Annotated in this window: 22 protein-coding genes; 12 read left to right on the top strand and 10 right to left on the bottom strand. The window is 64.9% G+C overall.

What is annotated here, in order from left to right; all coding sequences use genetic code 11:
* Positions 1 to 21: 21 nt before the first annotated feature.
* Complete coding sequence (locus AC1C2N_RS14450; RefSeq protein ID WP_495434363.1) at positions 22 to 1,230, bottom strand: MFS transporter; 1,209 nt, start codon at positions 1,228 to 1,230, stop codon at positions 22 to 24.
* A 386-nt stretch (positions 1,231 to 1,616) separates the two neighbouring features.
* Between AC1C2N_RS14450 and nrdH the strand changes: the two genes are divergently transcribed.
* The 4 genes from nrdH to nrdF are packed head-to-tail and all read left to right on the top strand — an operon-like array spanning position 1,617 to position 5,426.
* A complete protein-coding gene (gene nrdH, locus AC1C2N_RS14455) occupies positions 1,617 to 1,850 on the top strand; it encodes a glutaredoxin-like protein NrdH (RefSeq protein ID WP_108391604.1) in 234 nt (77 codons plus the stop codon).
* A 38-nt stretch (positions 1,851 to 1,888) separates the two neighbouring features.
* Positions 1,889 to 2,290 carry a class Ib ribonucleoside-diphosphate reductase assembly flavoprotein NrdI gene (gene nrdI / locus AC1C2N_RS14460; RefSeq protein ID WP_495434364.1) on the top strand — a complete coding sequence of 134 codons (402 nt, stop codon included), beginning with the start codon at positions 1,889 to 1,891 and terminating at the stop codon, positions 2,288 to 2,290.
* A 14-nt stretch (positions 2,291 to 2,304) separates the two neighbouring features.
* On the top strand, positions 2,305 to 4,422 hold the full coding sequence (nrdE, locus tag AC1C2N_RS14465) for a class 1b ribonucleoside-diphosphate reductase subunit alpha (RefSeq protein ID WP_483404980.1): 2,118 nt from the start codon (positions 2,305 to 2,307) through the stop codon (positions 4,420 to 4,422).
* 29 nt (positions 4,423 to 4,451) lie between these two features.
* Complete coding sequence (gene nrdF, locus AC1C2N_RS14470; RefSeq protein WP_108962271.1) at positions 4,452 to 5,426, top strand: class 1b ribonucleoside-diphosphate reductase subunit beta; 975 nt, start codon at positions 4,452 to 4,454, stop codon at positions 5,424 to 5,426.
* 165 nt (positions 5,427 to 5,591) lie between these two features.
* Here the strand turns inward: nrdF and AC1C2N_RS14475 are convergent, their stop codons facing one another.
* Together AC1C2N_RS14475 and AC1C2N_RS14480 are read right to left on the bottom strand one after the other, a co-directional pair.
* Positions 5,592 to 5,807: a transcriptional regulator gene (locus AC1C2N_RS14475; RefSeq protein WP_108391600.1), complete on the bottom strand. Its 216-nt coding sequence runs from the start codon at positions 5,805 to 5,807 to the stop codon at positions 5,592 to 5,594.
* An 86-nt stretch (positions 5,808 to 5,893) separates the two neighbouring features.
* Positions 5,894 to 6,895 (bottom strand): serine hydrolase domain-containing protein, encoded by a 1,002-nt coding sequence (locus AC1C2N_RS14480; protein WP_495434365.1) that lies wholly within the window; start codon positions 6,893 to 6,895, stop codon positions 5,894 to 5,896.
* 443 nt (positions 6,896 to 7,338) lie between these two features.
* Here AC1C2N_RS14480 and AC1C2N_RS14485 point away from each other — a divergent pair, with 443 nt between their 5' ends.
* Positions 7,339 to 8,391, top strand: coding sequence for a M23 family metallopeptidase (locus AC1C2N_RS14485; RefSeq protein WP_483404720.1), 1,053 nt, complete (start codon positions 7,339 to 7,341; stop codon positions 8,389 to 8,391).
* A gap of 20 nt (positions 8,392 to 8,411) precedes the next feature.
* Here the strand turns inward: AC1C2N_RS14485 and AC1C2N_RS14490 are convergent, their stop codons facing one another.
* Entirely contained in the window at positions 8,412 to 8,789 is a 378-nt protein-coding gene (locus AC1C2N_RS14490; protein WP_483404719.1) for a DUF2255 family protein, read from the bottom strand.
* A gap of 205 nt (positions 8,790 to 8,994) precedes the next feature.
* Here AC1C2N_RS14490 and AC1C2N_RS14495 point away from each other — a divergent pair, with 205 nt between their 5' ends.
* The 3 genes from AC1C2N_RS14495 to AC1C2N_RS14505 are packed head-to-tail and all read left to right on the top strand — an operon-like array spanning position 8,995 to position 11,611.
* Positions 8,995 to 9,876, top strand: a complete 882-nt coding sequence (locus AC1C2N_RS14495; protein ID WP_108391597.1) for an ABC transporter substrate-binding protein — start codon at positions 8,995 to 8,997, stop codon at positions 9,874 to 9,876.
* Positions 9,877 to 9,881: 5 nt separating this feature from the next.
* Positions 9,882 to 10,847: an amino acid ABC transporter permease gene (locus AC1C2N_RS14500; protein ID WP_108962268.1), complete on the top strand. Its 966-nt coding sequence runs from the start codon at positions 9,882 to 9,884 to the stop codon at positions 10,845 to 10,847.
* Positions 10,844 to 11,611, top strand: a complete 768-nt coding sequence (locus tag AC1C2N_RS14505) for an amino acid ABC transporter ATP-binding protein (protein ID WP_483404718.1) — start codon at positions 10,844 to 10,846, stop codon at positions 11,609 to 11,611. Before AC1C2N_RS14500 ends, AC1C2N_RS14505 begins: the two co-directional genes overlap by 4 nt.
* Positions 11,612 to 11,659: 48 nt before the next feature.
* Here the strand turns inward: AC1C2N_RS14505 and hrpA are convergent, their stop codons facing one another.
* Positions 11,660 to 15,496: an ATP-dependent RNA helicase HrpA gene (gene hrpA, locus AC1C2N_RS14510; RefSeq protein WP_495434366.1), complete on the bottom strand. Its 3,837-nt coding sequence runs from the start codon at positions 15,494 to 15,496 to the stop codon at positions 11,660 to 11,662.
* Between the two features lie 134 nt (positions 15,497 to 15,630).
* Between hrpA and AC1C2N_RS14515 the strand changes: the two genes are divergently transcribed.
* The 4 genes from AC1C2N_RS14515 to AC1C2N_RS14530 all read left to right on the top strand — a co-directional run bounded on the left by AC1C2N_RS14515 (position 15,631) and on the right by AC1C2N_RS14530 (position 19,812).
* Positions 15,631 to 16,470: an aldo/keto reductase gene (locus AC1C2N_RS14515; protein WP_495434367.1), complete on the top strand. Its 840-nt coding sequence runs from the start codon at positions 15,631 to 15,633 to the stop codon at positions 16,468 to 16,470.
* A gap of 14 nt (positions 16,471 to 16,484) precedes the next feature.
* Positions 16,485 to 17,300 (top strand): DUF1684 domain-containing protein, encoded by an 816-nt coding sequence (locus AC1C2N_RS14520; protein ID WP_495434368.1) that lies wholly within the window; start codon positions 16,485 to 16,487, stop codon positions 17,298 to 17,300.
* A gap of 63 nt (positions 17,301 to 17,363) precedes the next feature.
* Positions 17,364 to 17,960, top strand: a complete 597-nt coding sequence (gene msuE / locus AC1C2N_RS14525) for an FMN reductase (protein ID WP_495434369.1) — start codon at positions 17,364 to 17,366, stop codon at positions 17,958 to 17,960.
* Between the two features lie 49 nt (positions 17,961 to 18,009).
* Complete coding sequence (locus tag AC1C2N_RS14530) at positions 18,010 to 19,812, top strand: thioredoxin domain-containing protein (protein WP_495434370.1); 1,803 nt, start codon at positions 18,010 to 18,012, stop codon at positions 19,810 to 19,812.
* 46 nt (positions 19,813 to 19,858) lie between these two features.
* On the opposite strand, the gene AC1C2N_RS14535 is transcribed toward AC1C2N_RS14530, so the two are convergent.
* From AC1C2N_RS14535 to AC1C2N_RS14555, 5 genes are all read right to left on the bottom strand, one after another.
* Positions 19,859 to 21,223 carry an L-serine ammonia-lyase gene (locus AC1C2N_RS14535; protein ID WP_483404712.1) on the bottom strand — a complete coding sequence of 455 codons (1,365 nt, stop codon included), beginning with the start codon at positions 21,221 to 21,223 and terminating at the stop codon, positions 19,859 to 19,861.
* A gap of 138 nt (positions 21,224 to 21,361) precedes the next feature.
* On the bottom strand, positions 21,362 to 21,928 hold the full coding sequence (locus AC1C2N_RS14540; RefSeq protein ID WP_483404711.1) for a CoA-binding protein: 567 nt from the start codon (positions 21,926 to 21,928) through the stop codon (positions 21,362 to 21,364).
* Positions 21,929 to 21,931: 3 nt separating this feature from the next.
* The gene (locus AC1C2N_RS14545; RefSeq protein ID WP_483404710.1) at positions 21,932 to 23,221 is read right to left on the bottom strand and encodes an O-acetylhomoserine aminocarboxypropyltransferase/cysteine synthase family protein; all 1,290 of its coding nucleotides are present in this window, start codon (positions 23,219 to 23,221) and stop codon (positions 21,932 to 21,934) included.
* Between the two features lie 70 nt (positions 23,222 to 23,291).
* On the bottom strand, positions 23,292 to 24,302 hold the full coding sequence (locus AC1C2N_RS14550) for a YeiH family protein (RefSeq protein WP_495434491.1): 1,011 nt from the start codon (positions 24,300 to 24,302) through the stop codon (positions 23,292 to 23,294).
* 25 nt (positions 24,303 to 24,327) lie between these two features.
* Positions 24,328 to 25,965, bottom strand: a complete 1,638-nt coding sequence (locus tag AC1C2N_RS14555) for a dolichyl-phosphate-mannose--protein mannosyltransferase (protein ID WP_483404708.1) — start codon at positions 25,963 to 25,965, stop codon at positions 24,328 to 24,330.
* Between the last annotated feature and the right edge of the window lie 166 nt (positions 25,966 to 26,131).

A 26,131-nucleotide genomic window follows, 5' to 3' on the forward strand; every position in this document is an offset into this window, starting at 1 on the left:
GCCCGGCTCAGGAGGCCCGGTTCAGGAGGTCTGGATCTGGATCGGCTCTGTGTCAGGGATCGGGCCCCCGTCCCGACCCCTGAGGTCGGGGTGCCACCGTTTTCCGAGAAGCGGCACCATGAAGCCGAGGAAGGCGAGGGCGCTCGCGGCCCAGAATGCGCCGATCGCTCCGTTCGAGTCGATGAGAATGCCGGCGACGGCTGAGCCGAGCGCTGCGCCGATGAGCTGCCCGGTTCCCATCCAGCCGTACGCCTCGGCGGTGTCGCTGAACTTCACGCTCGACGACACCATGGCGAAGAGCACGGTGAGCGCCGGGGCGATCCCGATGCCAGCGACGAACAGCACGATCGACAGGGCGACGATGTCTGAGAACAGGGTCGACAGCGCGATGCCGGCGAAGACGATGAACATCCGTCTGGCAAGTGCCCACGGTCCGATGGCGATGTGCCCGAGTGCGAGGCCACCGGCGAGGCTGCCGAGTGAGAGGATGCCGAGGACGATTCCCGCTTCAAGTCCGCTGTGTCCGAAGACTGCGACGACACCGACCTCGAGTGCGGAACAGGCGCCGATGAGGAGGAAGCCGACAACCGTCGCGAGCAGGACGGCCGGTCGTTTCAGGACCTGGCCGATCTTGCGCTTGCTGCGCGGGATGCGAACCCGCCCGACTTCCGGCGAGGCGATGAACCAGGTTCCGCCGATTGCCAGGATGCCAACGGCGGTGAGGATGCCCCACTCGGTGCCGACCTGGGTCGAGATGAACGTCGTGATGACCGGGCCGAGGACCCAGATGATCTCCTGCGCGCTCGCGTCGAGTGAGAACAGCGGGGTGAGCTGCTTTGAGTTGACCATCTTGGGGTAGATGGTGCGAACCGCGGGCTGGACAGGGGGTGTTGACAGACCGGCCAGGAAGGAAAAGGCCATGTACCACGGGACGCTCATCTCGATGAGCGCGACCGCGGTTACCGTTGCTCCGCAGACGATGACGGTCAGCACGAGGACGGGGCGCATACCCCAGGTGCCCATCCACCTGCTCGTCAGCGGGCCGGCGAGTGCCTGGCCGACGCTCGATGCAGCGAGAACGATACCAGCGGCGGCGTACGAGCCGGTGACCTGCTCGACGTGAAGGAGGAACGCGAGCGACAGCATCCCGAACGGGAACCGCGCGACCAGCTGGGCAAGGATGATTCGAGCGACGCCCGTTGTTTTCAAAAGGCTGGAATATGCGCTCATGTGTCAAGTCTATTGACAGCGAGACGCCCCTCCTGTTGCTCCCCGGCGGGAACGGAGACGGGGAACTGCGACACGCCGATGGCCCGAATTGGGGACAGATTTAATGTCGGTGGTGGCCCGTAGCGTTGCAACTGTGGAGAACCGCGGATGTGACGCCCGGCACTCGCAGAAATACGGCATTCCGCCCCGGATCCGGGTGTGGAGAGACCGGTGGATAAATGGTGGATAACGGAAGAAAACGGTGGAATCACTTGTTGATAACTACAGGGGTGTAACTACTAGCTCTAGGGGTGCTCCCCAAAGCGACCAACTATATGTAGTATTGGACCACCGGCAGGCACTGCCGAGAAGATCAGGATTTTTTCCAGGAAAGGGGCCAGAGTCACATGACAATTACGGTCTACACAAAGCCTTCATGCGTGCAGTGCACTGCGACCTACCGTGCCCTCGACAACAAGGGCATCGAGTACAACATCCTCGACCTTTCTGAAGACGAGAATGCGCTTGAGGCTGTCAAGGCGCTCGGCTACCTTCAGGCGCCTGTCGTCATCACGGACGAAGACCACTGGTCCGGATTCCGCCCCGACAAGATCAACGAGCTGGCATCACGCCTGTCCTGATCCCGTCACACCACGATTTCGACTCGGCGGGGCAGAAGATGGCCAGGCTGGTGTATTTCTCCAGCGTCTCCGGTAACACCCAGCGATTCGTTTCGAAGCTCGGTGTCCCCGCCAAACGGATCCCGCTGCACGCGAAAGATCCGCACCTCGCCGTGAGCGATCCGTACATTCTCGTCACCCCGACCTACGGCGGGGGCGACGGCAATGGAGCGGTGCCCAAGCAGGTGATCAGGTTTCTCAACGATGAGAACAACCGCGGCCTGCTTCGGGGGGTCATTGCCGCCGGCAATACCAACTTCGGTGCTGCCTATGGGCTTGCGGGGGATGTCATCTCCGCCAAGTGCAAGGTGCCGCACCTTTATCGATTTGAAGTATTCGGAACACCGGATGACGTGCGTGTCGTCCACGATGGATTGGAATCATTTTGGCTGGAACAGTAGTAACAGAGGTGCCGATGGACACCGGCATGGACTACCACTCGCTCAACGCGATGCTCAACCTGTACGGCCCGAACGGCGAGATCCAGTTCGACAAGGACCGTGAGGCGGCGCGGGAGTTCTTCCTGCAGCACGTCAACCAGAACACCGTGTTCTTCCACTCGCTGCGCGAGCGCCTCGACTACCTCGTCGAGAAGGAGTACTACGAGGCTGCCGTCATCGACGCATACTCGTTCGACTTCATCCAGAGCCTCAACGACCTCGCCTACTCCAAGAAGTTCCGCTTCCAGACCTTCCTCGGTGCGTTCAAGTACTACACGTCGTACACGCTGAAGACGTTCGACGGTAAGCGGTACCTCGAGCGTTTCGAAGACCGCGTCGTCATGACGGCTCTCGGACTCGCCCAGGGCGACGAGAAGCTCGCAGTCGCGCTGGTCGAAGAGATCATTGCCGGCCGGTTCCAGCCCGCGACGCCCACCTTCCTCAACTCGGGCAAGGCCCAGCGCGGCGAACTCGTTTCCTGCTTCCTGCTTCGCATCGAAGACAACATGGAGTCGATCTCCCGCGGCATCAACTCGTCGCTGCAGCTCTCCAAGCGTGGCGGCGGCGTCGCACTCCTCCTCTCGAACATCCGTGAGGCCGGAGCGCCGATCAAGCAGATCGAGAACCAGTCAAGCGGAATCATCCCCGTGATGAAGCTCCTCGAAGACTCCTTCAGCTACGCCAACCAGCTCGGTGCCCGCCAGGGTGCCGGTGCCGTCTACCTGCAGGCGCACCACCCGGACATCATGCGGTTCCTCGACACCAAGCGTGAGAACGCCGACGAGAAGATCCGTATCAAGACGCTCTCCCTCGGTGTCGTTGTTCCCGACATCACCTTCGAGCTCGCGAAGAAGGGCGAGGACATGTACCTGTTCTCGCCGTACGACGTGGAGAAGGTGTACGGAGTGCCGTTCGCCGACATCTCGATCACCGAGAAGTACCACGAGATGGTCGACGACGCGCGGATCAAGAAGACCAAGATCAAGGCGCGTGACTTCTTCCAGACCCTCGCCGAGATCCAGTTCGAGTCCGGTTACCCGTACATCATGTTCGAAGACACGGTGAACAAGGCGAACCCGATCAAGGGTCGCATCAACATGTCGAACCTGTGCTCGGAGATCCTCCAGGTCAACACGCCGACCACATACAACGCCGACCTGTCGTACGACGTGATCGGCAAAGACATCTCCTGCAATCTCGGATCGATGAACATCGCACTGTCGATGGACTCGCCCGACTTCGGCAAGACGGTGGAGACCGCCATCCGCGGCCTCAGCTCGGTGTCAGACCAGAGCCACATCGAGTCAGTGCGTTCGATCGAAGACGGCAACGACAAGTCCCACGCGATCGGCCTCGGCCAGATGAACCTGCACGGCTACCTTGCTCGTGAGCGCATCTACTACGGCTCCGAAGAGGGCATCGACTTCACGAACATCTACTTCTACACGGTGCTCTACCACGCACTGCGCGCATCCAACCGGATCGCGATTGAGCGTGGAATCGCATTCGACGGATTCGCTGACTCGACCTACGCCTCCGGTGAGTTCTTCACCAAGTACACCGACCAGGTGTGGGAGCCGGCAACCGCCCGCGTCGCCGACCTGTTTGCGAACTCGGCCGTTTCGATCCCGACGCAGGCCGACTGGGCAGCGCTGAAGGCATCCGTCATGGAATTCGGGATCTACAACCAGAACCTGCAGGCTGTCCCGCCGACCGGCTCGATCTCGTATATCAACAACTCAACGTCGTCGATCCACCCGATCGCGTCGAAGATCGAGATCCGCAAGGAAGGCAAGCTCGGCCGCGTCTACTACCCGGCGCCGTTCATGACGAACGACAACCTGGACTACTACCAGGACGCGTACGAGATCGGCGCGGAGAAGATCATCGACACCTACGCCGCTGCGACCCAGCACGTCGACCAGGGCCTGTCGCTCACGCTCTTCTTCAAGGACACCGCGACGACCCGCGACATCAACAAGGCGCAGATCTACGCATGGCGCAAGGGCATCAAGACGATCTACTACATCCGCCTGCGCCAGCTTGCGCTCGAGGGCACCGAGGTTGACGGCTGCGTCAGCTGCATGCTCTGATCTCGATCTTCGACTACTAAGGAACAACAATGATTGAGAAGCTCAAGCTGGTCGACCACGTCCAGGCGATCAACTGGAACAAGATCGAAGACGAGAAGGATGTCGAGGTCTGGAACCGGCTCGTCAACAACTTCTGGCTGCCGGAGAAGGTCCCGCTGTCGAACGACATCCAGTCGTGGAACACGCTCACCCCTGAGGAGCAGCAGCTCACGATGCGCGTGTTCACGGGGCTCACGCTTCTTGACACCATTCAGGGCACCGTCGGCGCTGTTTCCTTGATTCCGGATGCCGTCACGCCGCACGAAGAAGCGGTGTACACCAATATCGCGTTCATGGAGTCGGTGCACGCCAAGAGCTACTCGTCGATCTTCTCGACGCTGTGCTCGACGAAGGAAATCGACGAAGCGTTCCGGTGGTCGGTCGAGAACGAGAACCTTCAGAAGAAGGCCGCGATCGTCATGGATTACTACACCGGTGACGACCCCCTGAAGCGCAAGGTCGCCTCGACGCTGCTCGAGTCGTTCCTGTTCTACTCGGGCTTCTACCTGCCGATGTACTGGTCATCCCGTGCAAAGCTCACCAACACCGCAGACCTGATCCGCCTCATCATCCGTGACGAGGCAGTTCACGGTTACTACATCGGCTACAAGTTCCAGAAGGGTCTCGAGAAGGAGACCGAGGAGCGCCGCCAGGAGATCAAGGACTACACGTTCAACCTCCTGTTCGAGCTCTACGACAACGAGGTGCAGTACACGCAGGACCTCTACGACGGAGTCGGCCTGACCGAAGACGTCAAGAAGTTCCTGCACTACAACGCCAACAAGGCCCTCATGAACCTCGGCTACGAGCCGATGTTCCCGAAGACCGTCACCGACGTGAACCCGGCGATCCTCTCGGCGCTCTCGCCGAACGCCGACGAGAACCACGACTTCTTCTCGGGGTCGGGCTCGTCGTACGTCATCGGCAAGGCAGTTGTCACCGAAGACGAGGACTGGGACTTCTAGCGCCCCAGATGATGCCGGCCCGTAAAGGGCAGCTCAAAGGCCCGGACCCGCAGGATTCTGCGGGTCCGGGCCTCTTTTGTGCCTGCTCTCGTTGGACAACCGGAATCCGATGCGTCGAGTCGTGGCGCGAAATCGCCGCCAGGCAGAGCGTCGAGCGCCCGTCCGCTATCGTTTGCCGTACTTCCGGTGGACCGCCTGCTTGCTCACGCCGAGCCCCTGGGCAATGGCCTCCCACGATAACCCGGCCTGGCGAGCGCTTCGGACCAGGCCTGCCTCTGTGCGAGCTACTTCCCGATGCAGCTCAGCGACGACTCGCAAGGCCTCGACTGGCCCCTTGCCGTCCATTGATCCAACAAGGGTCTTCATCCTCTCGGTCTCCATCCGTCAAGGGTAGTTGACGAGCGACGTCGCCGGTAGGCACTGCAATCTTCGGAGTCTGCGAATGCCGCTGGGGATACGCCCGATCATCATGCTGATCCGCCCGTGATCGCGGGTGGCGGGGGCACCGTTCCGGGTGTTGTGAACTCCGTAAGCAGCCGAAACCCCTGTCTGTCCACGGAGCGGTGAGCCGCTGAGAGCACAACGACTCCGGTGCCGGCGTCTCGGTCGACCCCTATCCAGCTGCTAAACCCGCCGGTGCTGCCGTTGTGCCACGTGATGTCGCGGTCCTTGTACCTGAGCGTGATCCACCCCGCGCCAATACTGACGCGGGGCGTGAATTCCGCGACCGGGTCGAGTGCGGTGAGACCCCGAGTTGTCCCGTCGAGGACCGCGCGAAGAAAGTCCCGCATGGTAGTTATGCTGGCGCGGATGCCACCCGCCGGAGCGAGGGCTTCACCCACCCATGCGGGCACGGGACGTCCGAATCGGCTGGATCCCCTCAGGTCCATGGGTCCCAGGTCGTCGGCGTTTGCTGGAGTGGAGAACCCAGCACCCATGACGTCGCGCAGAAGTCGTCCGTAGGTACCTCCGGCTGCGTTCGCCACAGCGTGCCCGAGCAACTGGAAACCGAGGTTCGAGTATCTGGTCCGAGGGGTGCCAAGGCGCACGTCGCGGGTCTGCTCGAGCAACTCCGTTAGAGAATCGCCGTAAGGGTTGTCTCCGCGGGTGAGGACTCGAATATTTCGGCGAAGGGGATGCATCCCTGGGGGCAAGCCAGGAAGGCCGGAGCGGTGAATGGCCAGGGAGCTGAGCGTTACGGAGCCGACTTCTCCGTGGCCATCGAGTGGCAGCAGATCACGCAGGACGGTCGACGGCGAAATAAGGCCTGACTCTGTCGCATCCCGGTACAGCATGCCCGTGAGCGCCTTGGAGATCGAGCCAATCTCGAAGGACGAGTAAAGGTCGGAGCCCACCGTCGCGATCATCTCGCGATGAGGGGCAACAACCGCCACGGCTACCGCAGAGGAGCGAAACGCTCCATCCACAGCGTCCACAAGCTCGGCATCCCCCGTCCATTTCGTGGTCACGATTGATCTCCTCTCTCAATATCCTGACCGCCTGCGATTGCCCACAAGATGCGATTCAAGGGGTCGGATACGTCAACACTCGCTGACGGCGTCTTTGGTCAACTCTAGGCGACGAGAACCGGAAGCGTCAATAATTGTTGACGCGAATCTGCATGGTCGACGGGCTCGCCAGACAGCCAGGCATAGAGGCGATGGACCCGGTGCCCGCCGTCTCTTTTTGCACTCGGACGCGTTTCTGGCAGTGAAAATGTGAATACCTGCTGAGATCACGGCAGAGGGGTGACGCCGCAGGGAAGTTGACATAGTCTCAGGGCAGCTGGACACGTCAGTGCATGGTGGAGGATGTTCCTCGTTCACGGGCGATCCCCGGGGCGCGACCCCGCGGGCGTGAGACTGACGACCTGCCCGGCAGGCGGGGTGTCGACGATGCGAGCGCAGCGCGGATGAGCAGGCGGGCCGATCGCGTGATGCGCGCGGACCAGGACCAGGGAACGAACCAGTCGCTCCCGGAACCGGAGCGCCACCGGTCCATCTTCAGGTCGCACCCACACCGGGCAGCCCACGCCCTGCCTCGAGCGAGCGAGCACCAGCAGGCGCGCCAGCTGCAGAACCGCGGCAAGGCACGGCATGCCAGGCCCGGGAGAGCCCACGGCGGCGGACTCCGAACGGCGTTCGCCGTGATGCTCGCCCTGCCCGGTCTTTTCCTCACCGCCGCTCTTCCGTACCAGGGGGCCTCGCCGGCAGCCGCAGGCGGAACCGACGTCCTGAGCGAAACCGGACTGCAGTCCTTCACCGTTTCCGTGGGCACGCAGCCGGATGTCGAGCGCGATCTCTACTCAGCCACGAGTATGGAAGAACTGATCGCGGCTCGTGCGGCCGCTGCGGCCGCGCTTGCCGCGGCGGAAGCGGAGGCCGAGGCAGTGGAAGCTGAAGCTGCGGCGGTGGCGGCCCTCGCGGCGCGGGAGAAATTCAACGACGACGCCGAATGGTCCGGCTCGGATTCGCGCCCGTCTGACTCCTCCGACACGTACTTCGACCTCGACGACGGTGAACTGAGTGAGTTTCTCGTTGGCAGGTCGGGATCATGGGTGCGACCCGTCGAGGCGCCGGTCTCCTCGCCGTATGGGCCCCGTCACATCATCTGCAACGCCGCGGGGTGTTCCAACTCCTTTCACGACGGTGTCGACTTCGGTGCGAGCTGCGGAACCCCGGTGGAGGCCGTCTCGGCCGGTCGGGTGGTGTTCGTCGGCGCCGCCGGTGCCTATGGGAACCGGGTTATTGTCGACCACGGCGGCGGCATCGAGTCGATTTACGGACACCTCAGCGACGGGTCGTACGCGGTCGAGGTGGGCGACCTGATCGAGGCGGGCACTGTTGTCGCGGAGGTGGGAGCGACCGGGGTCGTCTCAGGTTGTCACCTCGACCTCAAGATTCGGGTCGAGGGTGAATACGGCTCGCCCGTGGCTTATCTCTCCGCGCGCGGAGTGACGGTGTAACCACGGATGCGGGACGTCACTCAGTCAGCGGGCAGCACTTCGAGCGTGGTCTCCGGAGCCTCGGGCCCGACGACCGTGTTCACGATGCGTGGCCCGTACCTGTCGTACTTGGCGTGATAGGCGGCATCAACGTCAGGGGCGACAGACCGGTCGGCAGGCACGAAGCGAACATCCTTCTCCAGCTCACCGGCGCGGATCCGACCCGAACCGCTCGCCTTCGCCCGCACGTACCAGGGGTTCGTCGAGCCATAAGCCGAACGCACATAGACGCTGTCGCCGGAGCGAACCACCCAGATCGTCACGTACGGTCGGAGTGTGCCGTCAGCGCGCGTCGACGAGATCTGAAGTTCGTCGGCAGCCGCCAGCGTGGCCAATTCGTCCGCGGTCCATGCAGTCATCGCTGTCGCCCTTTCTCGAATGGGTCTCAACGCTACGCCTGACCGCCGAAGATGGGGAGGCCCGCCCCCAGTGCGACCCGGATTCGCAACCCGGTGTCGACGTATCGACCGGGTTGTGCCGTACGGGCGATTCCAGTGCCGAAGCGCCGGTGAAGTAGTCTCGATATGTCGTCCCGGTCGACGAAGCGAATTTAAGGAAATCACCATGCGCACTCAATCCCTTGTCGCACCCCTGGCACTCGCGGCATCCGTCGCGCTTGTGCTCACCGGTTGCGTGAATAACGAAGAAGCGCCGAGCGGTGAGTCGACCGCCGGCAGTTCCGTCACCGCCGATGAAGCGCTCGTCGCTCTCGTGCCCGAAGATATTGCCTCCGCGGGAGTCCTGACCATCGGCGTTGACGCCAGCTACGCGCCCAACGAATTCGAAGCAGACGACGGGTCGGTCACCGGCTGGGACGCCCAGCTGGCCGAAGCTGTCGCGGCAAAGCTTGGCCTCGAGGTCGAGTGGGAGAAGTCCCTCTTCGACGCCATCCTGCCCAAGGTCGCCGGCGGTACGCTCGATCTCGGCTGGTCAAGCTTCACCGACAATGCCGAGCGCCAGGCACAGGTCGACTTCGTCGACTACTACAACGCGGGCCTCCAGTTCGCGAAGACTCCGGATGCCGCTGACGTTACCGAATTCTGCGGCGTCACCGTCGCCATCCAGGCCTCGACGACATCGGAGCAGTTCCTCCAGGATGCCAGCGACGCGTGCGTCGCCGACGGTAAGGAACCCGTTGACATGCTGAAGTCCGACAACCAGGACGAGGCGACAAACAACGCTGTCCTCGGTCGGGCCGACTACCTCCTCGGTGACTCACCGATCGTGCAGTACGGTGTTGCCCAGTCGGACGACAAGCTCGTGCTGAGCGGAGACGTCTTCGACGCTGCCCCATACGGCGTCGTCATCGAAAAGGGCGGCGACCTCGTCGAGCCGATCCAGGCCGCGATGCAGTCGCTCATGGATGACGGCACCTACCTCGAGATCCTCACCGAGTGGGGCGTCGAAGACGGCGCCATCTCCGAGGCAACGATCAACGCAGGCTGATGCCCATGGATTCTGATACCGAACCAATCAAAGCGGTCAAGCTTCGCCACCCGATTCGGACGACGTTCGCCGTCCTGATCCTGCTGTTGCTCGCTGCGTTCATCTGGGATGCCGCGAACCGGGAGGCCTACCAGTGGCCGCTCGTCGGGCAGTACCTGTTTGATCGCCGCATCAGCCAGGCTGCTCTCATCACGCTCGCCCTGACCATCCTGTCGATGATCCTCGCGATCGTGATGGGACTCGTCCTCGCCGTCATGCGGTTGAGCGAGAACCCCGTGCTCAAAGCTGTCTCGTGGGTCTACCTGTGGCTGTTCCGCGGTACCCCGGTCTACGTGCAGCTCGTGTTCTGGGGACTCCTCGGCACCATTTACCGATCGGTGACCATCGGCGTCCCCTTCACCGACATCGAGTTCTTCACCGTTTCCCCGTTCTCGGCGATCGACCTGTTCTGGCTCGCCGTTCTCGGCCTCGCCTTCAACGAAGCCGCGTACATGGCTGAAATCGTGCGCGGCGGCATCCTGAGCGTCCCTCGCGGCCAGGACGAGGCGGCGCGTGCGCTCGGAATGAGCTGGCGTCAGACCATGCTCAGGATCGTCGTCCCGCAGTCGATGCGCGTCATCATCCCGCCGACGGGCAACGAGGTGATCTCGATGCTGAAGACGACCTCGCTCGTGACAGCGCTCGGGTTCTCGCTCGAGCTGTACGCTCGCACCCGCGCCATCTCGGCACAGATCTATGCGACGGTCCCGCTGCTCATCGTTGCGAGCATCTGGTACCTGCTCGTGACGAGCATCCTCATGGTTGGCCAGCACTACCTGGAGAAGTACTACGGCCGGGGTGTCGCGCCGCAACGCGCCCAGGATGCGGATCCGACCGATCCTGACGCCTCAGCCGGTCCGGGTGCGGACGACGCCGTCGATGGGCGGGCGAACGCCGACCAAGTTCCGCCACCGAAGAGAGAACACCTATGACCGATCTCCCCATGGTCCAGGCGGATCACATCGTCAAGAGCTTCGGCTCGCACGAGGTCCTCAAAGACATCTCGGTCACCGTCAACCGTGGTGAGGTCGCGTGCCTCATCGGCCCGAGCGGATCGGGTAAGTCGACCTTCCTGCGCTGCATCAATCACCTCGAGTCCATCAACGGTGGGCGCCTCTGGGTCGACGGCGAGCTCATGGGCTACCGCCAGCGTGGCGACAAGCTCTACGAGATGTCGCCGGCCGAGGTTTCGAAGCAGCGCGCCGACATCGGCATGGTGTTCCAGTCGTTCAACCTGTTCCCGCACATGACCGTGCTCGAGAACATCATCGAGGCACCGACGCGGGTGAAGCGCGTCAAGAAAGCGGATGCCGTCGCAACCGCGTATGAGCTCCTCGATCGCGTCGGTCTCGCCCAGAAGGCCAAGGCTTATCCTGCGCACCTCTCAGGCGGGCAGCAGCAGCGTGTCGCGATAGCGAGGGCGCTCGCAATGAGTCCCAAGCTGATGCTGTTCGACGAGCCGACAAGCGCGCTCGATCCCGAGCTCGTCGGCGAGGTGCTCGATGTGATGAAGGAACTCGCGACCTCAGGCATGACCATGATCGTCGTGACGCACGAGATCGGCTTCGCCCGTGAGGTCGGTGATTCCCTGTTCTTCATGGACGAGGGCGTCATCGTCGAGTCAGGAGACCCGCGCGAGGTGCTCGCGAACCCGAAGCACGAGCGCACCCAGTCGTTCCTGTCCAAGGTTCTCTAGCCGGGGCATCCGCCGGGGCATCCGCCGGGGTCGCCGTTGTGACGGCGACTACCCGGCGAGGACCTTCCGGATGCGCTGAAGCGAGACTGTCTCGTTCGCGCCGATGTTCTGGGCGAACAGGCTGAGCCTCAGTTCCTCGATCATCCAGCGCGCCTTGACGATGTGCGGTGGTGCGAATCGGGCTGGTGGCAGCGTTCCGCCGGCGGCCTCGTACAGTTCGATCGCCGCCTGTACCTCGTTCATCCACACGCGGTCCCGATTGGGGTTGTCGGCGAGTTTCTCGATCCTGTGGGTGATGCCGGCGAGATACCGGGGCACCTGTGCGAGGCGGAGCATGCCGGTCCTCGACACGAAGCCCGGGTAGATGAGTGCGGACAACTGCTGGGTAGCGTCGCTGAGCGCGGGCAGAAGCGCGAGGCTTGTGGCCTTCTTGAGCGCCTTGTCGGCGGTGCGGGATGCCGTCAGCACCTTCGCAACGAGCGAGACGGTGTCGAACATCGTGTTCATCATCGCCCCGGAGATGCGGTCGCGAACCGTCTCGAACTCGGCGCGCATGAAGATTGCACCGTCGGGCTTGACCCGGTACAGCACATCGTCGACGCACGCGGCGAGGCAGTCGTCGAACAACGCCTGTGTCGATGGATACGGACTCGTGGCCAGGGAGAGCTTCTCGGCGCCGGTGAGATGCTGCTGCACGTAGGACACGGGGGAGGGGAGAGCGAGGAGGAGCAGCCGGCGAACGCCATCCGGCATCGACTGGGCCTGGTCCTTTTCGGTCGCCATGATTCGAATGGACACGGAGCTGCCCTCGTCGACGAGGGCGGGATAACCCCGGATCATGTTGCCGCCCTGCCGGGTGTCGACGAATCGCGGCAACTCGTCGAAGTCCCAGCGGGTGATCCCCGAACGCTCGAGCGCGTTGGGTGTCGCCTCGGCGATCTGCGCGACACTCTGGCGGGTCCGGGCCTTGAGCCGTTCCTGAAGCTCCACGAGGTCTTTGCCGCTCGCGACCGGGCGGCCTTTCTCGTCGACGACGCGGAACGTGACCTTGAGGTGGTCCGGCACACGCGAGAGGTCGAAATCGCCCGGTTCGATCTGCATGTACGACAGCCGTTTGATCGCCATCGCGAGGTGCGCCGTCAGAGTGTCGGCGTTGGTCGATTCCGGCTCGGGCGGCCCGGCGGGCAGTTCAGCCATGAGGCGCCTCGCCCAGTCGGCGGCCGGCACGATGTTGCGCCTGATCGCCTTGGGCAGGGATTTGATCAGTGCTGTGACCAGCTCGTGTCTCAGCCCGGGAACCTGCCAGTCGAAACCGGCAGGGGAGAGACGGGCGAGGAGAGCAAGCGGCACCTGCACGGTGACCCCGTCGTCGTCTGAACCCGGTTCGAACCGATAGCGCAGGCTCAGTTTCTGGTCGCCCTGGCGCCAGACCGGCGGGAACTCGGCCTCGTCCACGTCGGGAGCATCGTCGGGAAGCAGGTCTTCCTGTTTGATCGTGAGCAGGTCAGGCGTCTTCTGTTTTGCCGTGCGCCACCAGCCCTCGAACGTCCTGGTGGAGAAGACGTCGGCGGGAATCCGCGAATTGTAGAAGTCGAAGACGGCTTCGTCGTCGAAGAGGATGTCGCGTCGACGCGTGCGTTCCTCGAGGTCGGCGAGCTCTTTCCGGAGCTTCCGGTTGGCGCGGTCGAATGCCTGGGGCGAATCCCACTCACCCTCGACGAGGGCGTGCCGGATGAAGAGTTCGCGGGACAGCTCGGGGTCGATCTTCGAGTACTGCACCCGACGCCTCGGGATGATGGCGAGCCCGTAGAGCATGACCTTCTCCCACGCGACGACAGCGCCCTGCTGCTTCTCCCAGTGCGGCTCAGAGTAGGAGCGCTTGACCAGGTCACCGGCGATCGCTTCCGCCCAGGCGGGGTCGATGGCCGCGTTGGTGCGCGCGAACAGGCGGGAAGTTTCAACCAGCTCGGCCGCCATGATGGCGTTCGGCTGCTTCTTCGCGAGGGCCGACCCGGGGAAGATGACGAACCGCGACTGCCGAGCGCCGATGTAGTCGCCCTTCTTCGCCGGACCGGGGCGCCCCGGCTGCTTGCCGCGCGCGGAGTTCGCCGCCGCTGCCGCGGCATCCTTCAGTCCGATGTGCGAGAGCAGTCCGGCGAGCAGTGACTTGTGGATGCCGTCGGGGTTGGTCGTTCGGTCGGCCATCGTGAGGCCGAGCGGCTTCGACAGCTGGCGAAGCTGGCGGAAAACGTCCTGCCACTCGCGCACGCGCAGGTAGTTGAGGAACTCGTTCTTGCACAGCCGACGGAAGGCGCTCGAGCCCAGTTCCTTTTGCTTCTCCTCGATGTAGTTCCAGAGGTTGAGCAGTGAGAGGAAATCGCTCGTCGGGTCGGTGAACCGCGCGTGCTTCTCATCGGCCTGCTGGCGTTTCTCGAGTGGGCGCTCGCGCGGGTCCTGGATGGTGAGCGCGGCGACGATCGCCATGACCTCCCGCGAGACGTTGTGCTTCTTCGACTCGACGACCATCCGCGCGAAACGGGGATCGATCGGGAGCCGGGCGAGGTCGCGGCCCACACGCGTCAGTCGCGGAGTGCCTGTCGCCTTGCTGTCGATCGCCCCGAGTTCGCTCAGCAGGTCGAGGCCATCCTTGATCCCGCGGGAATCCGGCGGCTGCAGGAACGGGAACGCCTGGATGTCGCCGAGCCCGAGCGAGACCATCTGCAGAATGACCGCGGCGAGGTTCGTGCGCAGAATCTCCGGCTCGGTGTATTCGGGCCTGGCGAGGAAATCCTCTTCCGAGTACAGGCGGATGGCGATGCCGTCGCTCGTGCGGCCCGATCGGCCGGAACGCTGGTTGGCCGAGGCCTGCGAGATGGCCTCGATCGGCAGCCGCTGCACTTTGGAGCGCACGCTGTACCGCGAGATACGGGCGGTTCCAGCGTCGATGACGTACTTGATACCAGGAACCGTGAGGCTGGTCTCCGCGACGTTGGTCGCGAGGACGATCCGTCGGCGAACCCCGGCCTTCGCACTCGGCTGGAACACCTTGTGCTGGTCGGCCGAGCTGAGGCGACCGTACAGGGGGAGAACCTCGGTGACACCGGCGCCGCCCTCGGAGTATCGGGCGTTGAGCGCGTCGGCGGTGTCGCGGATCTCGGTCTCGCCACTGAGGAAGACGAGAACGTCTCCCATCGACTCACCGGCCAGTTCATCGATCGCAGCGGTGATGCCGTCGATCGGGTCGAGGTCCGGCTCGTCGGGCTCGTCGTCAGCGTCGGTGTCATCGGTCGGCTTGTCAGCGACGAGCGGCCGGTACCTGATCTCGACCGGGAACGTGCGCCCGGAGACCTCGATGATCGGTGCGTCGTCGAAGTGGCGTGAAAAACTCTGCGGGTCGATGGTCGCCGACGTGATGATGACCTTGAGGTCGGGGCGCTTCGGCAGTAACTGCTTGAGATACCCGAGCAGGAAGTCGATGTTGAGGCTGCGTTCGTGTGCCTCGTCGATGATGATCGTGTCGTATGCCCGCAGCATCCGATCGCGGTGGATCGCGTTCAGCAGGATGCCATCGGTCATCAGTTTGACCCTGGTCTCCGGGCCGGCCTGGTCGGTGAACCGCACCTGGTATCCCACGAGTCCGCCGAGGTCGACGCCGAGTTCCTCGGAGATCCGCTCGGCGATCGTGCGGGCCGCCAGCCGCCTCGGCTGGGTGTGGGCGATCGACTCGCGGCCGAGCTCGAGGAGAATCTTCGGCAACTGGGTGGTTTTGCCCGAACCAGTGGCTCCGGCGACGATGACGACCTGCGAATCGCGGATGGCGTCGGCGATCTCGCCCCGCATCTGGCTGACCGGCAGCTCGGGAGGGAAGGAGATCGTAAAAGACATAGCCATCCATCGTACGACGGACGACACGTGAACGAGCGGGATTCGCACGGTGACCGGGACGATCGATTCCGCTGACGGCGAAGAGGCAGCCCCGAAGGTTGGTCGGCGCTGGGCTCGGGTGGTTAGCTGGTGCGATGACGACAACGTGGACCGGTCCGGTACTTCCCCTCAATTCAGGCGCAACCATCCCGCAGCTGGGCTTCGGCGTGTTCAAGGTCGACCCCGCCGAGACCGAACGCATTGTGACGGATGCACTCGAACTCGGCTACCGCCACATCGACACCGCCGCCATCTACGGCAACGAGGAAGGCGTGGGGCGAGCGATCGCGAAAAGCGGCATCCCGCGCGAGGATCTCTTCATCACCACGAAGCTGTGGAACGAGGACCAGGGCACCCAGTCCGCGTTCGACGCGATCGACCTGAGCCTCGAGAAGCTCGGCCTCGACTCGGTCGACCTGTATCTGATTCACTGGCCGACACCGAAACGCGACCTCTACCGCGAAAGCTGGAAGGCGTTGCAGCAGATCCAGGCCGACGGCAAGGCCACCTCGATCGGCGTCTCGAATTTCCTCGTCGAGCACCTCGAGAATCTCCTCGCCGACGGTGGCGCTGTGCCGTCCGTCAACCAGATCGAACTCCACCCGGCGCTGCAGCAGCGCGAGGTCGTCGAGTTCTCCCGCGAGCACGGAATCCAGATCGAAGCCTGGGGACCGCTCGGGCAGGGCAAGTACCCGCTCTTCGAAGAGTCCAGCGTTGCAGACGCCGCCGCGGCGCACGACAAGACCCCGGCTCAGGTGGTGCTCAGGTGGCACCTGCAGAACGGGTTCATTGTCTTCCCGAAGTCGAACAGTCGCGAGCGGATCGCCGAGAACCTCGATCTCTTCGACTTCGAGCTGACGGATGCCGAGATGGCCGCGATTTCCGCGCTCGAACGTGACGGTCGCGTCGGCGCTCACCCGAACGACGTCAACTGAGCGAGGACGCCACCATGGCATTACCAGACACCTTCGCCTCGAGCACGGACAGTGTGTCGTCAGACTGGGCCACCTGGCACGAGGCGCGAGAGCGGTCGACGTCGTCGCCGTTCGGTCTCGCGTCGCTCGCTGCGACCCACTGGCTGACCGCGGTGCCGGAACAGCTGGACTCGGTACCGGGACTGTGGCACGCAGGACTCGACGGAATCGTCGGTGAGGGTTCCGAGCTCGACGGGCTGACCATTCTCCAGGGCGGCCGGCCGGTCGGCGTCGTCACTGACGACACCGTGACGCTGATGAGTGGCCAGGACATCGAGTGGGGCGACCGGCGGTTGCGCTTCTTCGAACGCGATGGCGCGCTCGCCCTTCGCGTGCTCGACCCCGACGCGCCGACCAGGATGCGGCTTCGCGGCATCGACGTCTTCGAGCCTGACCTTGCCCTCGTGCTCGAGGGGAGTTTCAGCCCGGCCGCGCCCAACTCACGGGTGGAGATCACGGCCATCGATGGGCATGTCTCCGAAGACCTGCCCGCCGGGGTTATCGCCGTGCCCTTCCCGGACGGCGCCATCGAGACGTTGACCGTCGTCGCCGAACGTGGTGGCCTGCACGCCGTCTTCGGCGATGAAACCAACGGCACAGAAACGTACGGATTCCGCTTCATCGACATGCCGGCACCGGATGCCGATGGCCACGTCACCGTGGACTTCAACCGCGCGTACCTTCCCCCGTGTGCATTCGCCGACTTCTACGTGTGCCCGCTGCCCCCGGCGGGCAACCGGCTCAGCCGTCCGATCCGCGCTGGAGAAAAGAACGTCAGACTCGAGCAGTAGCGCCCGTTACGTCGTGTTGCGCCCTGCGCCCGGTGGAGCCGCGAATCGGCGTAGCGTCGCAGCATGGTCGAGATTTCCGCACAACAGCCGCTCCGAGTCGTTGCCGTGTCGGGGAGCCTGCACACCCCGTCGAAGACGAGCGCGCTCATCAATGCCATCCTCGATCGCGTTGCCAGGGAGCATCCGATCGAGGCGCACGTCATCGAGCTCACGGCGATCGGCCCTGAGTTCGCCGGTGCGCTCACCCGGGAGCAGCTTCCTCCGGGCGTTGAGAGCGAGCTGGTCAGGATCGAGAACGCCGACCTGCTGATCGTGGCCAGCCCGGTGTACCGCGGCTCGTTCACCGGGTTGTTCAAGCACCTGTTCGACTTCGTCGGCCAGTACTCTCTCATCGACAAGCCCGTCCTCGTCGCCGCGACGGGTGGTGGCGACCGGCACGCGCTCATCCTCGAGCACCAGTTCCGGCCGCTGTTCGGATTCTTCCAGGCGCTGACCCTGCCAATCGGGGTCTACGCCTCGAACTCAGACTTCACCGACTACGTGCTCACGAGCCGTGCTGTCCAGGAACGGATCGACCTCGCGGTGCTCCGCGGGCTGCCGTTCGTCCGCAACCGTGTGAGGGACGCCAGCTCGGTGTCCGATTACGTCGGCGCGTGGTAGATCGCGGCTGAGCGTAGGCTGAAGTATGGTCAATCGCCTCGCTTCAGCCATGAGTCCCTACCTTCGTTCGCACCGGGACAACCCGGTCGACTGGCGGGAATGGGGGCAGGACGCCTTCGACGAGGCCGCGGCGCGCGACGTTCCCGTCTTCATTTCGATCGGCTATGCCACCTGCCACTGGTGCCACGTCATGGCGCGAGAGTCATTCAGCGATCCGGCCATCGCCGAGTACCTCAACGAGCACATGGTGAGCATCAAGGTCGACCGCGAGGAACACCCGGCCGTCGACGCCAGCTACCTGGCCCAGGCCAGTGCGTTCACGTCCCAGCTCGGCTGGCCGCTCAGCGTCTTCGCCACGCCCGACGGGGCCGCATTCTTTGCCGGAACCTACTTTCCGCCGGTGCCGATCTCCGGGCATCCGTCGTTTCTCCAGGTCCTGCACGCTGTGACGGATGCCTGGACCAACCGACGCGAGGCCGTCACCGCGAGCTCCACGGCGCTCGCCGCAGCAATCGCGGCGACGGCGGTCCAGGACCAGGCTGCGGGGCTGCCAGACATCGCGAGCGTCGATGCAGCTGTGGCGACGCTCGAAGCTCACGAGGACCGTGAGTACGGCGGGTTCGGCGGAGCACCCAAGTTCCCGGTCGCCCCCGTTCTCCGTTTCCTGCTCTCGAGGCCAGGGGGCGTCCCGCTCGCGACGCGCACGCTCCAGGCCCTCGTGACTTCCCCGCTTCGTGACGCTGTCGATGGCGGCTTCTTCCGGTACGCGACGAAGCGGGACTGGAGCGAACCGCACTACGAGCGGATGCTGTACGACAACGCGCTCCTGCTCGATGCCTACAGTCGCGCGTACAGCCAGGACACCTCCCGCACGTGGGCGAGAACAGCGGCGGAGGGCATCGCACAGTTCCTTCTGGGCACACTGCAGCTGCCGACCGGGGGATTCGCCAGCGGGCAGGACTCGGAGTCAATCATCGACGGCGAGCGGTCGGAGGGTGGGTACTACCTGCGCGACGCCGATGGCCGTGCCGGGCTGATTCCACCCGCCCTCGATGAGAAGGTGCTCACCGGCTGGAACGGACTGGCGATTGAGGCTCTGACGCGTGCCAGCGTGGTGTTCGACCGTGCGGACTTTCTGGAGTCGGCACGGTGGGCCGCCGACTACCTGCTCGAAAACCACAGGAATGCCGACGACACGCTGGTTCGGGCATCCGTCGCCGAGCGCCGGTCGACCGCGCGAGCGACCCTCGAGGACTACGGGATGCTCGCCGGGGCACTCCTGGAGCTGTCCCTCGCGACCGGCGAGCTGCCGTACGCGCAAGCGGCGAGGTCACTGATCGATCAGACCTTCGCGGCGGGAACGCCCGATCTGGTGTTCGGCGAACCGGGGGGAGGGGACCCCGTCCTCGCCGCCAAGGGCATCGCGCTCGCGGGCGACCCTTCCGAGGGGGCGTACCCGTCCGGCATCAGCGCGACAGCGACGGCCGCGTGGAAGCTGTACCTCGTCACCGCCGATCGGCGCTACGCCGACGCTGCCCAGTCGGCGATGGCTCCCCTCGGTGACGTCGCCGTTGCCAACCCGATTTCATTCGGCGCCTCGCTCGAGCTGATGGCGGCGATGGCCGTCGGGCCGCGACAGCTCGTGATCGTCAGTCCCGACGGCAACGTCGACCCACTGCCGGAGAGCGTGCGCCACGACTCTTCAGACGTCGTTGCGGTTGTGACCGAGCAGCAGGCGCGAGAGCTCGCGGCCGCCGGCTTCGAACTGTTCGAGGCGAGGCTCCCGGTCAACGGTCGCCGGGTCGCGTACGCCTGTGAAGCGTTCACCTGCCGGATGCCGACGCCCGTGTAACCCGGCGCCGGTTCAGTGCGGTGCAGTGCGGTCAGCCGTGAGCGACTCAGCACTCGACGACGTTGACCGCGAGTCCGCCCTCGCTCGTTTCCTTGTATTTGCTCGACATGTCGACGCCGGTCTGCCGCATGGTCTCGATGACGGCGTCGAGCGACACGAGATGGCTGCCGTCGCCGTGGAGGGCCAGCCGTGCGGCGCTCACGGCCGTCGACGACGCTATAGCATTCCGTTCGATACACGGGACCTGCACCAGGCCACCCACCGGGTCGCAGGTGAGTCCGAGGTGGTGCTCCATCGCGATCTCTGCGGCGTTCTCGACCTGCGCCGGCGTGCCTCCAAGCACGCCGCAGAGCGCGCCGGCGGCCATCGCGCAGGCCGAACCGACCTCGGCCTGGCAGCCACCGACCGCCCCGGAAATCGAGGCGTTCGCCTTGAACAGCGAACCGATGGCCGTCGCCGTCAGAAGAAAGCGCCGGATGCCGTCGGCTGACGCTCCCGGGACGAAGCGCAGGTAGTACGACGCAACCGCGGGAATGATGCCGGCCGCACCATTGGTCGGCGCGGTGACCACTCGCCCGCCGGCGGCGTTCTCCTCGTTGACGGCGAGCGCGAACGAGTGCAGCCACTCGGACGGCAGTTCACGGCCGCCCTCAGCCTCGGCGATTTCGAGGTGTTCCCTGACCGCCGCCGCGCGACGCTTGACCTGGAGGCCGCCGGGCAGAACTCCGGGCGTAGCGAGCCCGTTCGCGACAGACTCGGCCATGGCAGCCCAGATGGCGTCGAGGCCGCGGTCCACGTCGTCCGGGCTGCGCACCGCTTCCTCGTTCCGGCGGGCAACCTCGTCGATCCTGAGCCCTTCGCTCGTGCACAGGTCGAGCAACACGGCGGCGGTCGGGAACGGCAGGGGATAGCGGACGACGGGACGGTCGCCGTCGCCCTCGCCGTCGCGGCGGATGAAGCCCCCGCCAACCGAGTAGTAGGTGTCGGTCACCAGCGGCACACCGGCACTCCAGGCAGTCAGGGTCAGCGCGTTGGGATGCCCAGGAAGCCGGGTACGGGGCTCGAACGTGATGTCTCCCTGCTCGAACGCGATCGGGCGCTCGCCGGCAAGTAAGAGTGTCGAACCGGGCCTGAGGCCGGACCACGCTCCGCGAACCACGGTGGGGTCGCAGGTGTCCGGTCGCAGTCCGGCGAGCCCCGCCACGACGGCATCCGGGGTTCCATGACCGATGCCTGTCGACCCCAGCGACCCGAACAGTGCGCAGGTGACCCGCTCGACGGCGCCGAGGAGACCGGCGCCGGTGAGGCGCGTCGCGAAGTCGAGAGCCGCGCGCATCGGCCCGACCGTGTGCGAACTCGACGGGCCGATACCGATCGAAAAGAGTTCGAACGCCGAAACGTAGGCCGTCATGGGTGCTCCTCGCAGAAGTGCTGTCCTGCCACTATAGGCAGACCGAGCGTGGGCACAGGCGGGCGCCGCAGATCGGCGAACCGCGCCGCAACGTTCGTGCGAAATTCCCCGGCTAGGGCACGTTAACTGCGGAAAAACTCAGGTGAGCTGCTTCCGGGAGGAGATCTGGCCCGTGTCGAAGCCGAACAGGTTGAGGCCGCCGTGGAACCGCGCGTGCTCGACCTTGATGCACCGGTCCATGACCACGGTGAGGCCGTTCTCCTCGCCGTAACGTGCGGCTTCCTCGTTCCAGATCCCGAGCTGAACCCACACGGTCTTCGCTCCGACCGCGAGTACATCGTTCATGACCTCGGGGATATCGCTCGCCTTGCGGAACACGTCGACGATGTCGGGCACCTCGGGCAGGGACGCGAGGTCGGGGTACGCCTGGTGTCCGAGGATCTCACCCGCATTCGGGTTCACGAAGTAGACGCGGTAGTTGCTCGACTGGAGCAGGTAGGTGCCAACGAAGTAACTGGCCCGCGTCGGATTCGCTGACGCACCGACGATGGCAACCGATTTCGCGGTGCGGAGGATGCTGAGCCGCTGTTTCGCGTCAGGGCCGACCCACGTGCGCTGGGACTTCAGCAGCTTCGCGAGCGGTGAGGCAGCGGGAAGCGAGCAGGTGAGACCGTTCTGCAGCTGGGTGGTAACGAGATCCGACATGGTTTATGCCTCCACTGCCCGGGTGAGCGCCTGGTCAAGATCATAAATTATGTCGTCGGCATCCTCGATACCCACGCTGAGCCTGAGGACGCCGGGAAGCACGCCGGCGTCGATGAGCTGCTGCTCGGTCAGCTGGGCGTGCGTCGTTGATGCGGGGTGGATGATGAGCGTCTTGGTGTCGCCGATGTTCGCGACGTGGCTCGCGAGCTCCACGGATTCGATCAGTTTCTGACCGACCGCCCTTCCGCCCTTGACCACGAAGCTGAAGACGCTGCCCGCGCCCCTCGGCAGGTACTTCTCGGCGCGAGCGTGGTGCGGGTGCGACTCGAGGCCCGCCCAGTAGACGGCCTCGATCCGCGGGTCCTGCTCGAGCCAGGTCGCCACGGTCCTGGCGTTGTCCACGTGCGCCTGCATCCGGTAGGACAGCGTTTCGATGCCCTGGGCGAGGGTGGCGGCCGAGGTTGCCGAGAGCGCTGGGCCGATGTCCCGCAGTTGCTCGGCGCGGAGCCTGGTGAGGAACGCGTATTCGCCGAAGTTGCCCGACCATTCGAGGCCGCCGTAACTCGGTACCTTCTGGCCGAACAGCGGGAACTTGTCGCTGTGCCAGTCGAACCGCCCGCTCTCGACGACCACTCCGCCGAGCGTCGTCCCGTGGCCACCGAGGAACTTCGTCGCCGAGTGTGTGACGATGTCTGCGCCCCACTCGATCGGGCGGTTGAGGTACGGCGTGGCGATGGTCGAGTCGATCACGAGCGGGATGCCGTGTGCGTGCGCGACATCGGCGAGGCCCTCGATATCTGCGACCTCACCCGACGGGTTGGCGATGGTCTCGGCGAAGATGAGCTTCGTTTTGTCCGTAATCGCGGCGGCGTAGTCCGCCGGTGTCGACGACTGCACGAAGGTGGTCTCCACTCCGAATCGCCGGAGCGTGACGTCGAGCTGGGTGATCGACCCGCCGTACAGGTTCGCTGACGCGACGATGTGGTCACCTGCGCCGACCAGGCTCGCGAAGGTGATGTACTGCGCTGAGAGGCCGGATGCCGTCGCGACGGCGCCGAGTCCACCCTCGAGGCTCGCGACCCTCTCCTCGAAGCTCGCGACAGTCGGGTTGGCCAGCCTTGAATAGATGTTGCCGTATTTCTGCAGCGCGAAGCGGGCGGCGGCATCCGACGTGTCATCGAAGACGAATGCGGTCGACTGATAGATCGGAAGCGCGCGCGCCCCTGTTACCGGGTCAGGAATGTTGCCAGCGTGAATTGCACGCGTGCGGAAGCCATACTCGCGATCTGCCATGGGCACACGCTACCCGAGGCAGGCACGCCACTCGGCTGTCGCCGTAACAGAGCGACACGAAGCCCACCGATCAGGAGAACAGGTGTATTGCGGCGAGCGCGAGAGCGGCGATGAGTGCCCAGGAGAGCAGGCCGACGACGAGCGTGCGCCACCCCGTCGTCACCAGTTTCTTCACGTCGACAGCGGCACCGAGACCGAAGAGCGCCATGGCGAGAAGTGCGGTCTGTGCCGTGTCGGCGGTGGCGAGCACGACGTCGGGAATGTCGAGAAAGGTGCGGGCCAGGATCGCTGCGATGAACCCAACGACGAACAGGGGCACGAGCGGCGGCCGCGTCGACTCGGGATTGGCCCGAAAGCGGCGGCGTTCCACAACGCCGGCAACGGCCACGATCGGCGCGAGCATGACCACGCGAGTGAGCTTGACGACGAGAGCGACAGCCAGGGCGCCTCCGCCGGCGACCTGGGCCGTCGCGACGACCTGGCCGACGTCGTGCACGCTCGCTCCGACCCAGTGCCCGAACTGCAGGTTGTCGAGGCCGAGCGGATGCCACAGGGCGGGCAGGACGGCGATGGCGAGGGTTCCGCAGAGGGTGACGAGCGCGACGGGCTGCGCCTGCTCCGAGTTCTTTGCCCTCACGACGCCGGACATGGCCCCGATGGCGCTCGCCCCGCAGATGGCGAAGCCTGTCGCGATGAGCAGGGGCTCGTGCCCTGGCAGGCGGAATGCACGACCGAGCAGCCAGGTGCCGCCAAACGTGATCAGCACGATGGCCACCGTTGAAAGGAACACGCCCCAGCCGAGCGACGCGACATCGAAGAGGCTGAGCTTGAGCCCGAGCAGGACGACGCCGATGCGCATGAGCCGCCTCGCCGACAGGGCGAGCCCGGGCGCGAGCGTCCCGCGGACCATCGGCTTCGCGGCGGGCAGCTGGGCGACGAGGATCCCGAGCACGACGGCGGCCGTCAGGAGCGGCACCGCGGGAATGAGCGTCGACAGCGCCCACGCGATGACAGCCGCCAGCGCGGCGACCGCCAGCCCCGGGAGCCACACCGGCCGTTTCTCGGTGGTCGTCATCGCCATGTCGTTCCCCGTGTTTCCCATGTCGTCATACCCATGTCGAGAGCCAGGAGTGAAGTTGCCAGAACCAGAACGGCACGGTCGTCGCGGACCAGAGCGGGTACCAGAAGGCGCTGAGGAGTGCGGCGAGAGCGAGGAACACTCCCGTCACACCGAGTCCCCTCGTGCGCTCATACCGCGGATCGTTCCTCGACCCGATGATGAGGCCGATCACGAAGGTGAGGCCGAGGAGGAGGTACGGCTCGAACGCGATCGTGTAGAACTGGAACACCGTGCGTTCGGTGTACATGAGCCACGGCAGGTATCCCGCCGCAGCACCGGTGAGGATGAGGCCAACCGTCCACTCCCGCCGCCGGATCAGACGGTAGACGAGGTACAGGGTCGCGGCCGCCGCAGCCCACCAGATCAGAGGGTTGGCGATGGATGTGATCGCCTGCGAACACGGGGCGAGCTCGCAGCCGTCGACCCCGGTGGCGGGCGAGGCGTACCACATGCTCGTCGGGCGGATCATGGCGAGCCAGCCGAGAGGATTCGCTGAATACGGATGGGGAGCGGCCAGGCCGACATGGAAGTTGTAGATCGACTGCTGGTAGAAGAGGAAGCTCTGCCAGACCGATGGCACCCAGGAGAAGGCGCCGGTCCAGGCGTTGCCCGGCTGTTCGGCCCAGTGCCGGTAGTACCCATTGTCTGTGACGAACCAGCCGATCCAGCTGGAGAGGTAGGTGAGCAGTGAAATCGGTACGAGCAGCAGGAACGTCGCTGGCCCCTGGGTGAGCACGGATGCCGAAAACCACGCGGGCAGGCCGAGTCGGCGGCGGGCGAGCGCGTCGACGACGATGAGGTAGAGGCCGAACGCGGCGAGGAAGTAGAAGCCCGACCACTTCACACCGGCCGCGAGCCCGAACGCGACACCCGCGGCAACGAGCCAGGGCCGCCACCAGATCACCGGGCCCCACTCGGGCGCGGCTCCGGCCGAACGCCGTTCGGCTGTGCGGGCGGTGAGCCTGGACTCATGCCAGCCGCGATCCGCGAGGATAAAACCGAAGCCGAGCAGCGCGAAGAACATGAGCGAGTTGTCGAGGATCGCTACCCGCGACATGACTATGGCGTGCCCGTCGATGGCGAAGAGGAAGCCGGCGACCACGGCGAGGAGCGTGGATGCGAACAGTTTCCGCGCGATGAGGGTGAGCAGGAGGACGGCGAGCGTGCCGAGGAGAGCGGTCGAGATCCGCCAGCCGACGCTGTCTGCCGCTCCGAACACGGCGAGACCGAGCGCGATGATCCACTTCCCGAGCGGGGGATGAACGACGTATGACGGGTCGGTGAGGAACCCGTCCACCCTGCCTGCGTTGAAGTCGGTGTCGGCCTCGGGCGGCCACGCTGACTCGTAGCCGTGGTGCAGCAGGGTCCAGGCGTCCTTCACGTAGAAGGTCTCGTCGAAGACCAGGGCGTGCGGGGTCCCGAGGTTCCACAGTCGGAGGACCGCGGCGAGGAGAGTGACCAGGATCGGCCCGCCCCAGTACCACAGCCGTCGTCGGCCGGGCGTGGACAGGAGCCGACCCCACCAGTCGTCGAGCCGGGATCCGCGGGGCTCGACCAGGTCGGTCGGTCCGGTCGCCGCGCCACTCACAAGGTGGGAGAAGGACTCACGGGAGGGGACGGACACCCTGCAATGGTAGCGACCCGGTTTGCTCTGCGGCCGGGACCGCACCGGTCGCGCCGAGAGCATCAGTTGCGGTCGAGAACATCCGGCGCAACTGGCGCTCTCGCCCGCAACTGATGCTTTCGACAGCGACGGAACGCGGCCGGGTTCTGGCGGGGTGGGAGACTTA

This window comes from Mycetocola sp. Y791, assembly GCF_059445325.1.

Bases quoted from the DNA above. Each gene is read 5' to 3' on its own strand.
- AC1C2N_RS14450 (WP_495434363.1), bottom strand. From the start codon at position 1,230: ATGAGCGCATATTCCAGCCTTTTGAAAACAACGGGCGTCGCTCGAATC.
- nrdH (WP_108391604.1), top strand. From the start codon at position 1,617: ATGACAATTACGGTCTACACAAAGCCTTCATGCGTGCAGTGCACTGCG.
- nrdI (WP_495434364.1), top strand. From the start codon at position 1,889: ATGGCCAGGCTGGTGTATTTCTCCAGCGTCTCCGGTAACACCCAGCGA.
- nrdE (WP_483404980.1), top strand. From the start codon at position 2,305: ATGGACACCGGCATGGACTACCACTCGCTCAACGCGATGCTCAACCTG.
- nrdF (WP_108962271.1), top strand. From the start codon at position 4,452: ATGATTGAGAAGCTCAAGCTGGTCGACCACGTCCAGGCGATCAACTGG.
- AC1C2N_RS14475 (WP_108391600.1), bottom strand. From the start codon at position 5,807: ATGGAGACCGAGAGGATGAAGACCCTTGTTGGATCAATGGACGGCAAG.
- AC1C2N_RS14485 (WP_483404720.1), top strand. From the start codon at position 7,339: ATGAGCAGGCGGGCCGATCGCGTGATGCGCGCGGACCAGGACCAGGGA.
- AC1C2N_RS14490 (WP_483404719.1), bottom strand. From the start codon at position 8,789: ATGACTGCATGGACCGCGGACGAATTGGCCACGCTGGCGGCTGCCGAC.
- AC1C2N_RS14495 (WP_108391597.1), top strand. From the start codon at position 8,995: ATGCGCACTCAATCCCTTGTCGCACCCCTGGCACTCGCGGCATCCGTC.
- AC1C2N_RS14500 (WP_108962268.1), top strand. From the start codon at position 9,882: ATGGATTCTGATACCGAACCAATCAAAGCGGTCAAGCTTCGCCACCCG.
- AC1C2N_RS14505 (WP_483404718.1), top strand. From the start codon at position 10,844: ATGACCGATCTCCCCATGGTCCAGGCGGATCACATCGTCAAGAGCTTC.
- hrpA (WP_495434366.1), bottom strand. From the start codon at position 15,496: ATGTCTTTTACGATCTCCTTCCCTCCCGAGCTGCCGGTCAGCCAGATG.
- AC1C2N_RS14515 (WP_495434367.1), top strand. From the start codon at position 15,631: ATGACGACAACGTGGACCGGTCCGGTACTTCCCCTCAATTCAGGCGCA.
- AC1C2N_RS14520 (WP_495434368.1), top strand. From the start codon at position 16,485: ATGGCATTACCAGACACCTTCGCCTCGAGCACGGACAGTGTGTCGTCA.
- msuE (WP_495434369.1), top strand. From the start codon at position 17,364: ATGGTCGAGATTTCCGCACAACAGCCGCTCCGAGTCGTTGCCGTGTCG.
- AC1C2N_RS14530 (WP_495434370.1), top strand. From the start codon at position 18,010: ATGAGTCCCTACCTTCGTTCGCACCGGGACAACCCGGTCGACTGGCGG.
- AC1C2N_RS14535 (WP_483404712.1), bottom strand. From the start codon at position 21,223: ATGACGGCCTACGTTTCGGCGTTCGAACTCTTTTCGATCGGTATCGGC.
- AC1C2N_RS14540 (WP_483404711.1), bottom strand. From the start codon at position 21,928: ATGTCGGATCTCGTTACCACCCAGCTGCAGAACGGTCTCACCTGCTCG.
- AC1C2N_RS14545 (WP_483404710.1), bottom strand. From the start codon at position 23,221: ATGGCAGATCGCGAGTATGGCTTCCGCACGCGTGCAATTCACGCTGGC.
- AC1C2N_RS14550 (WP_495434491.1), bottom strand. From the start codon at position 24,302: ATGGCGATGACGACCACCGAGAAACGGCCGGTGTGGCTCCCGGGGCTG.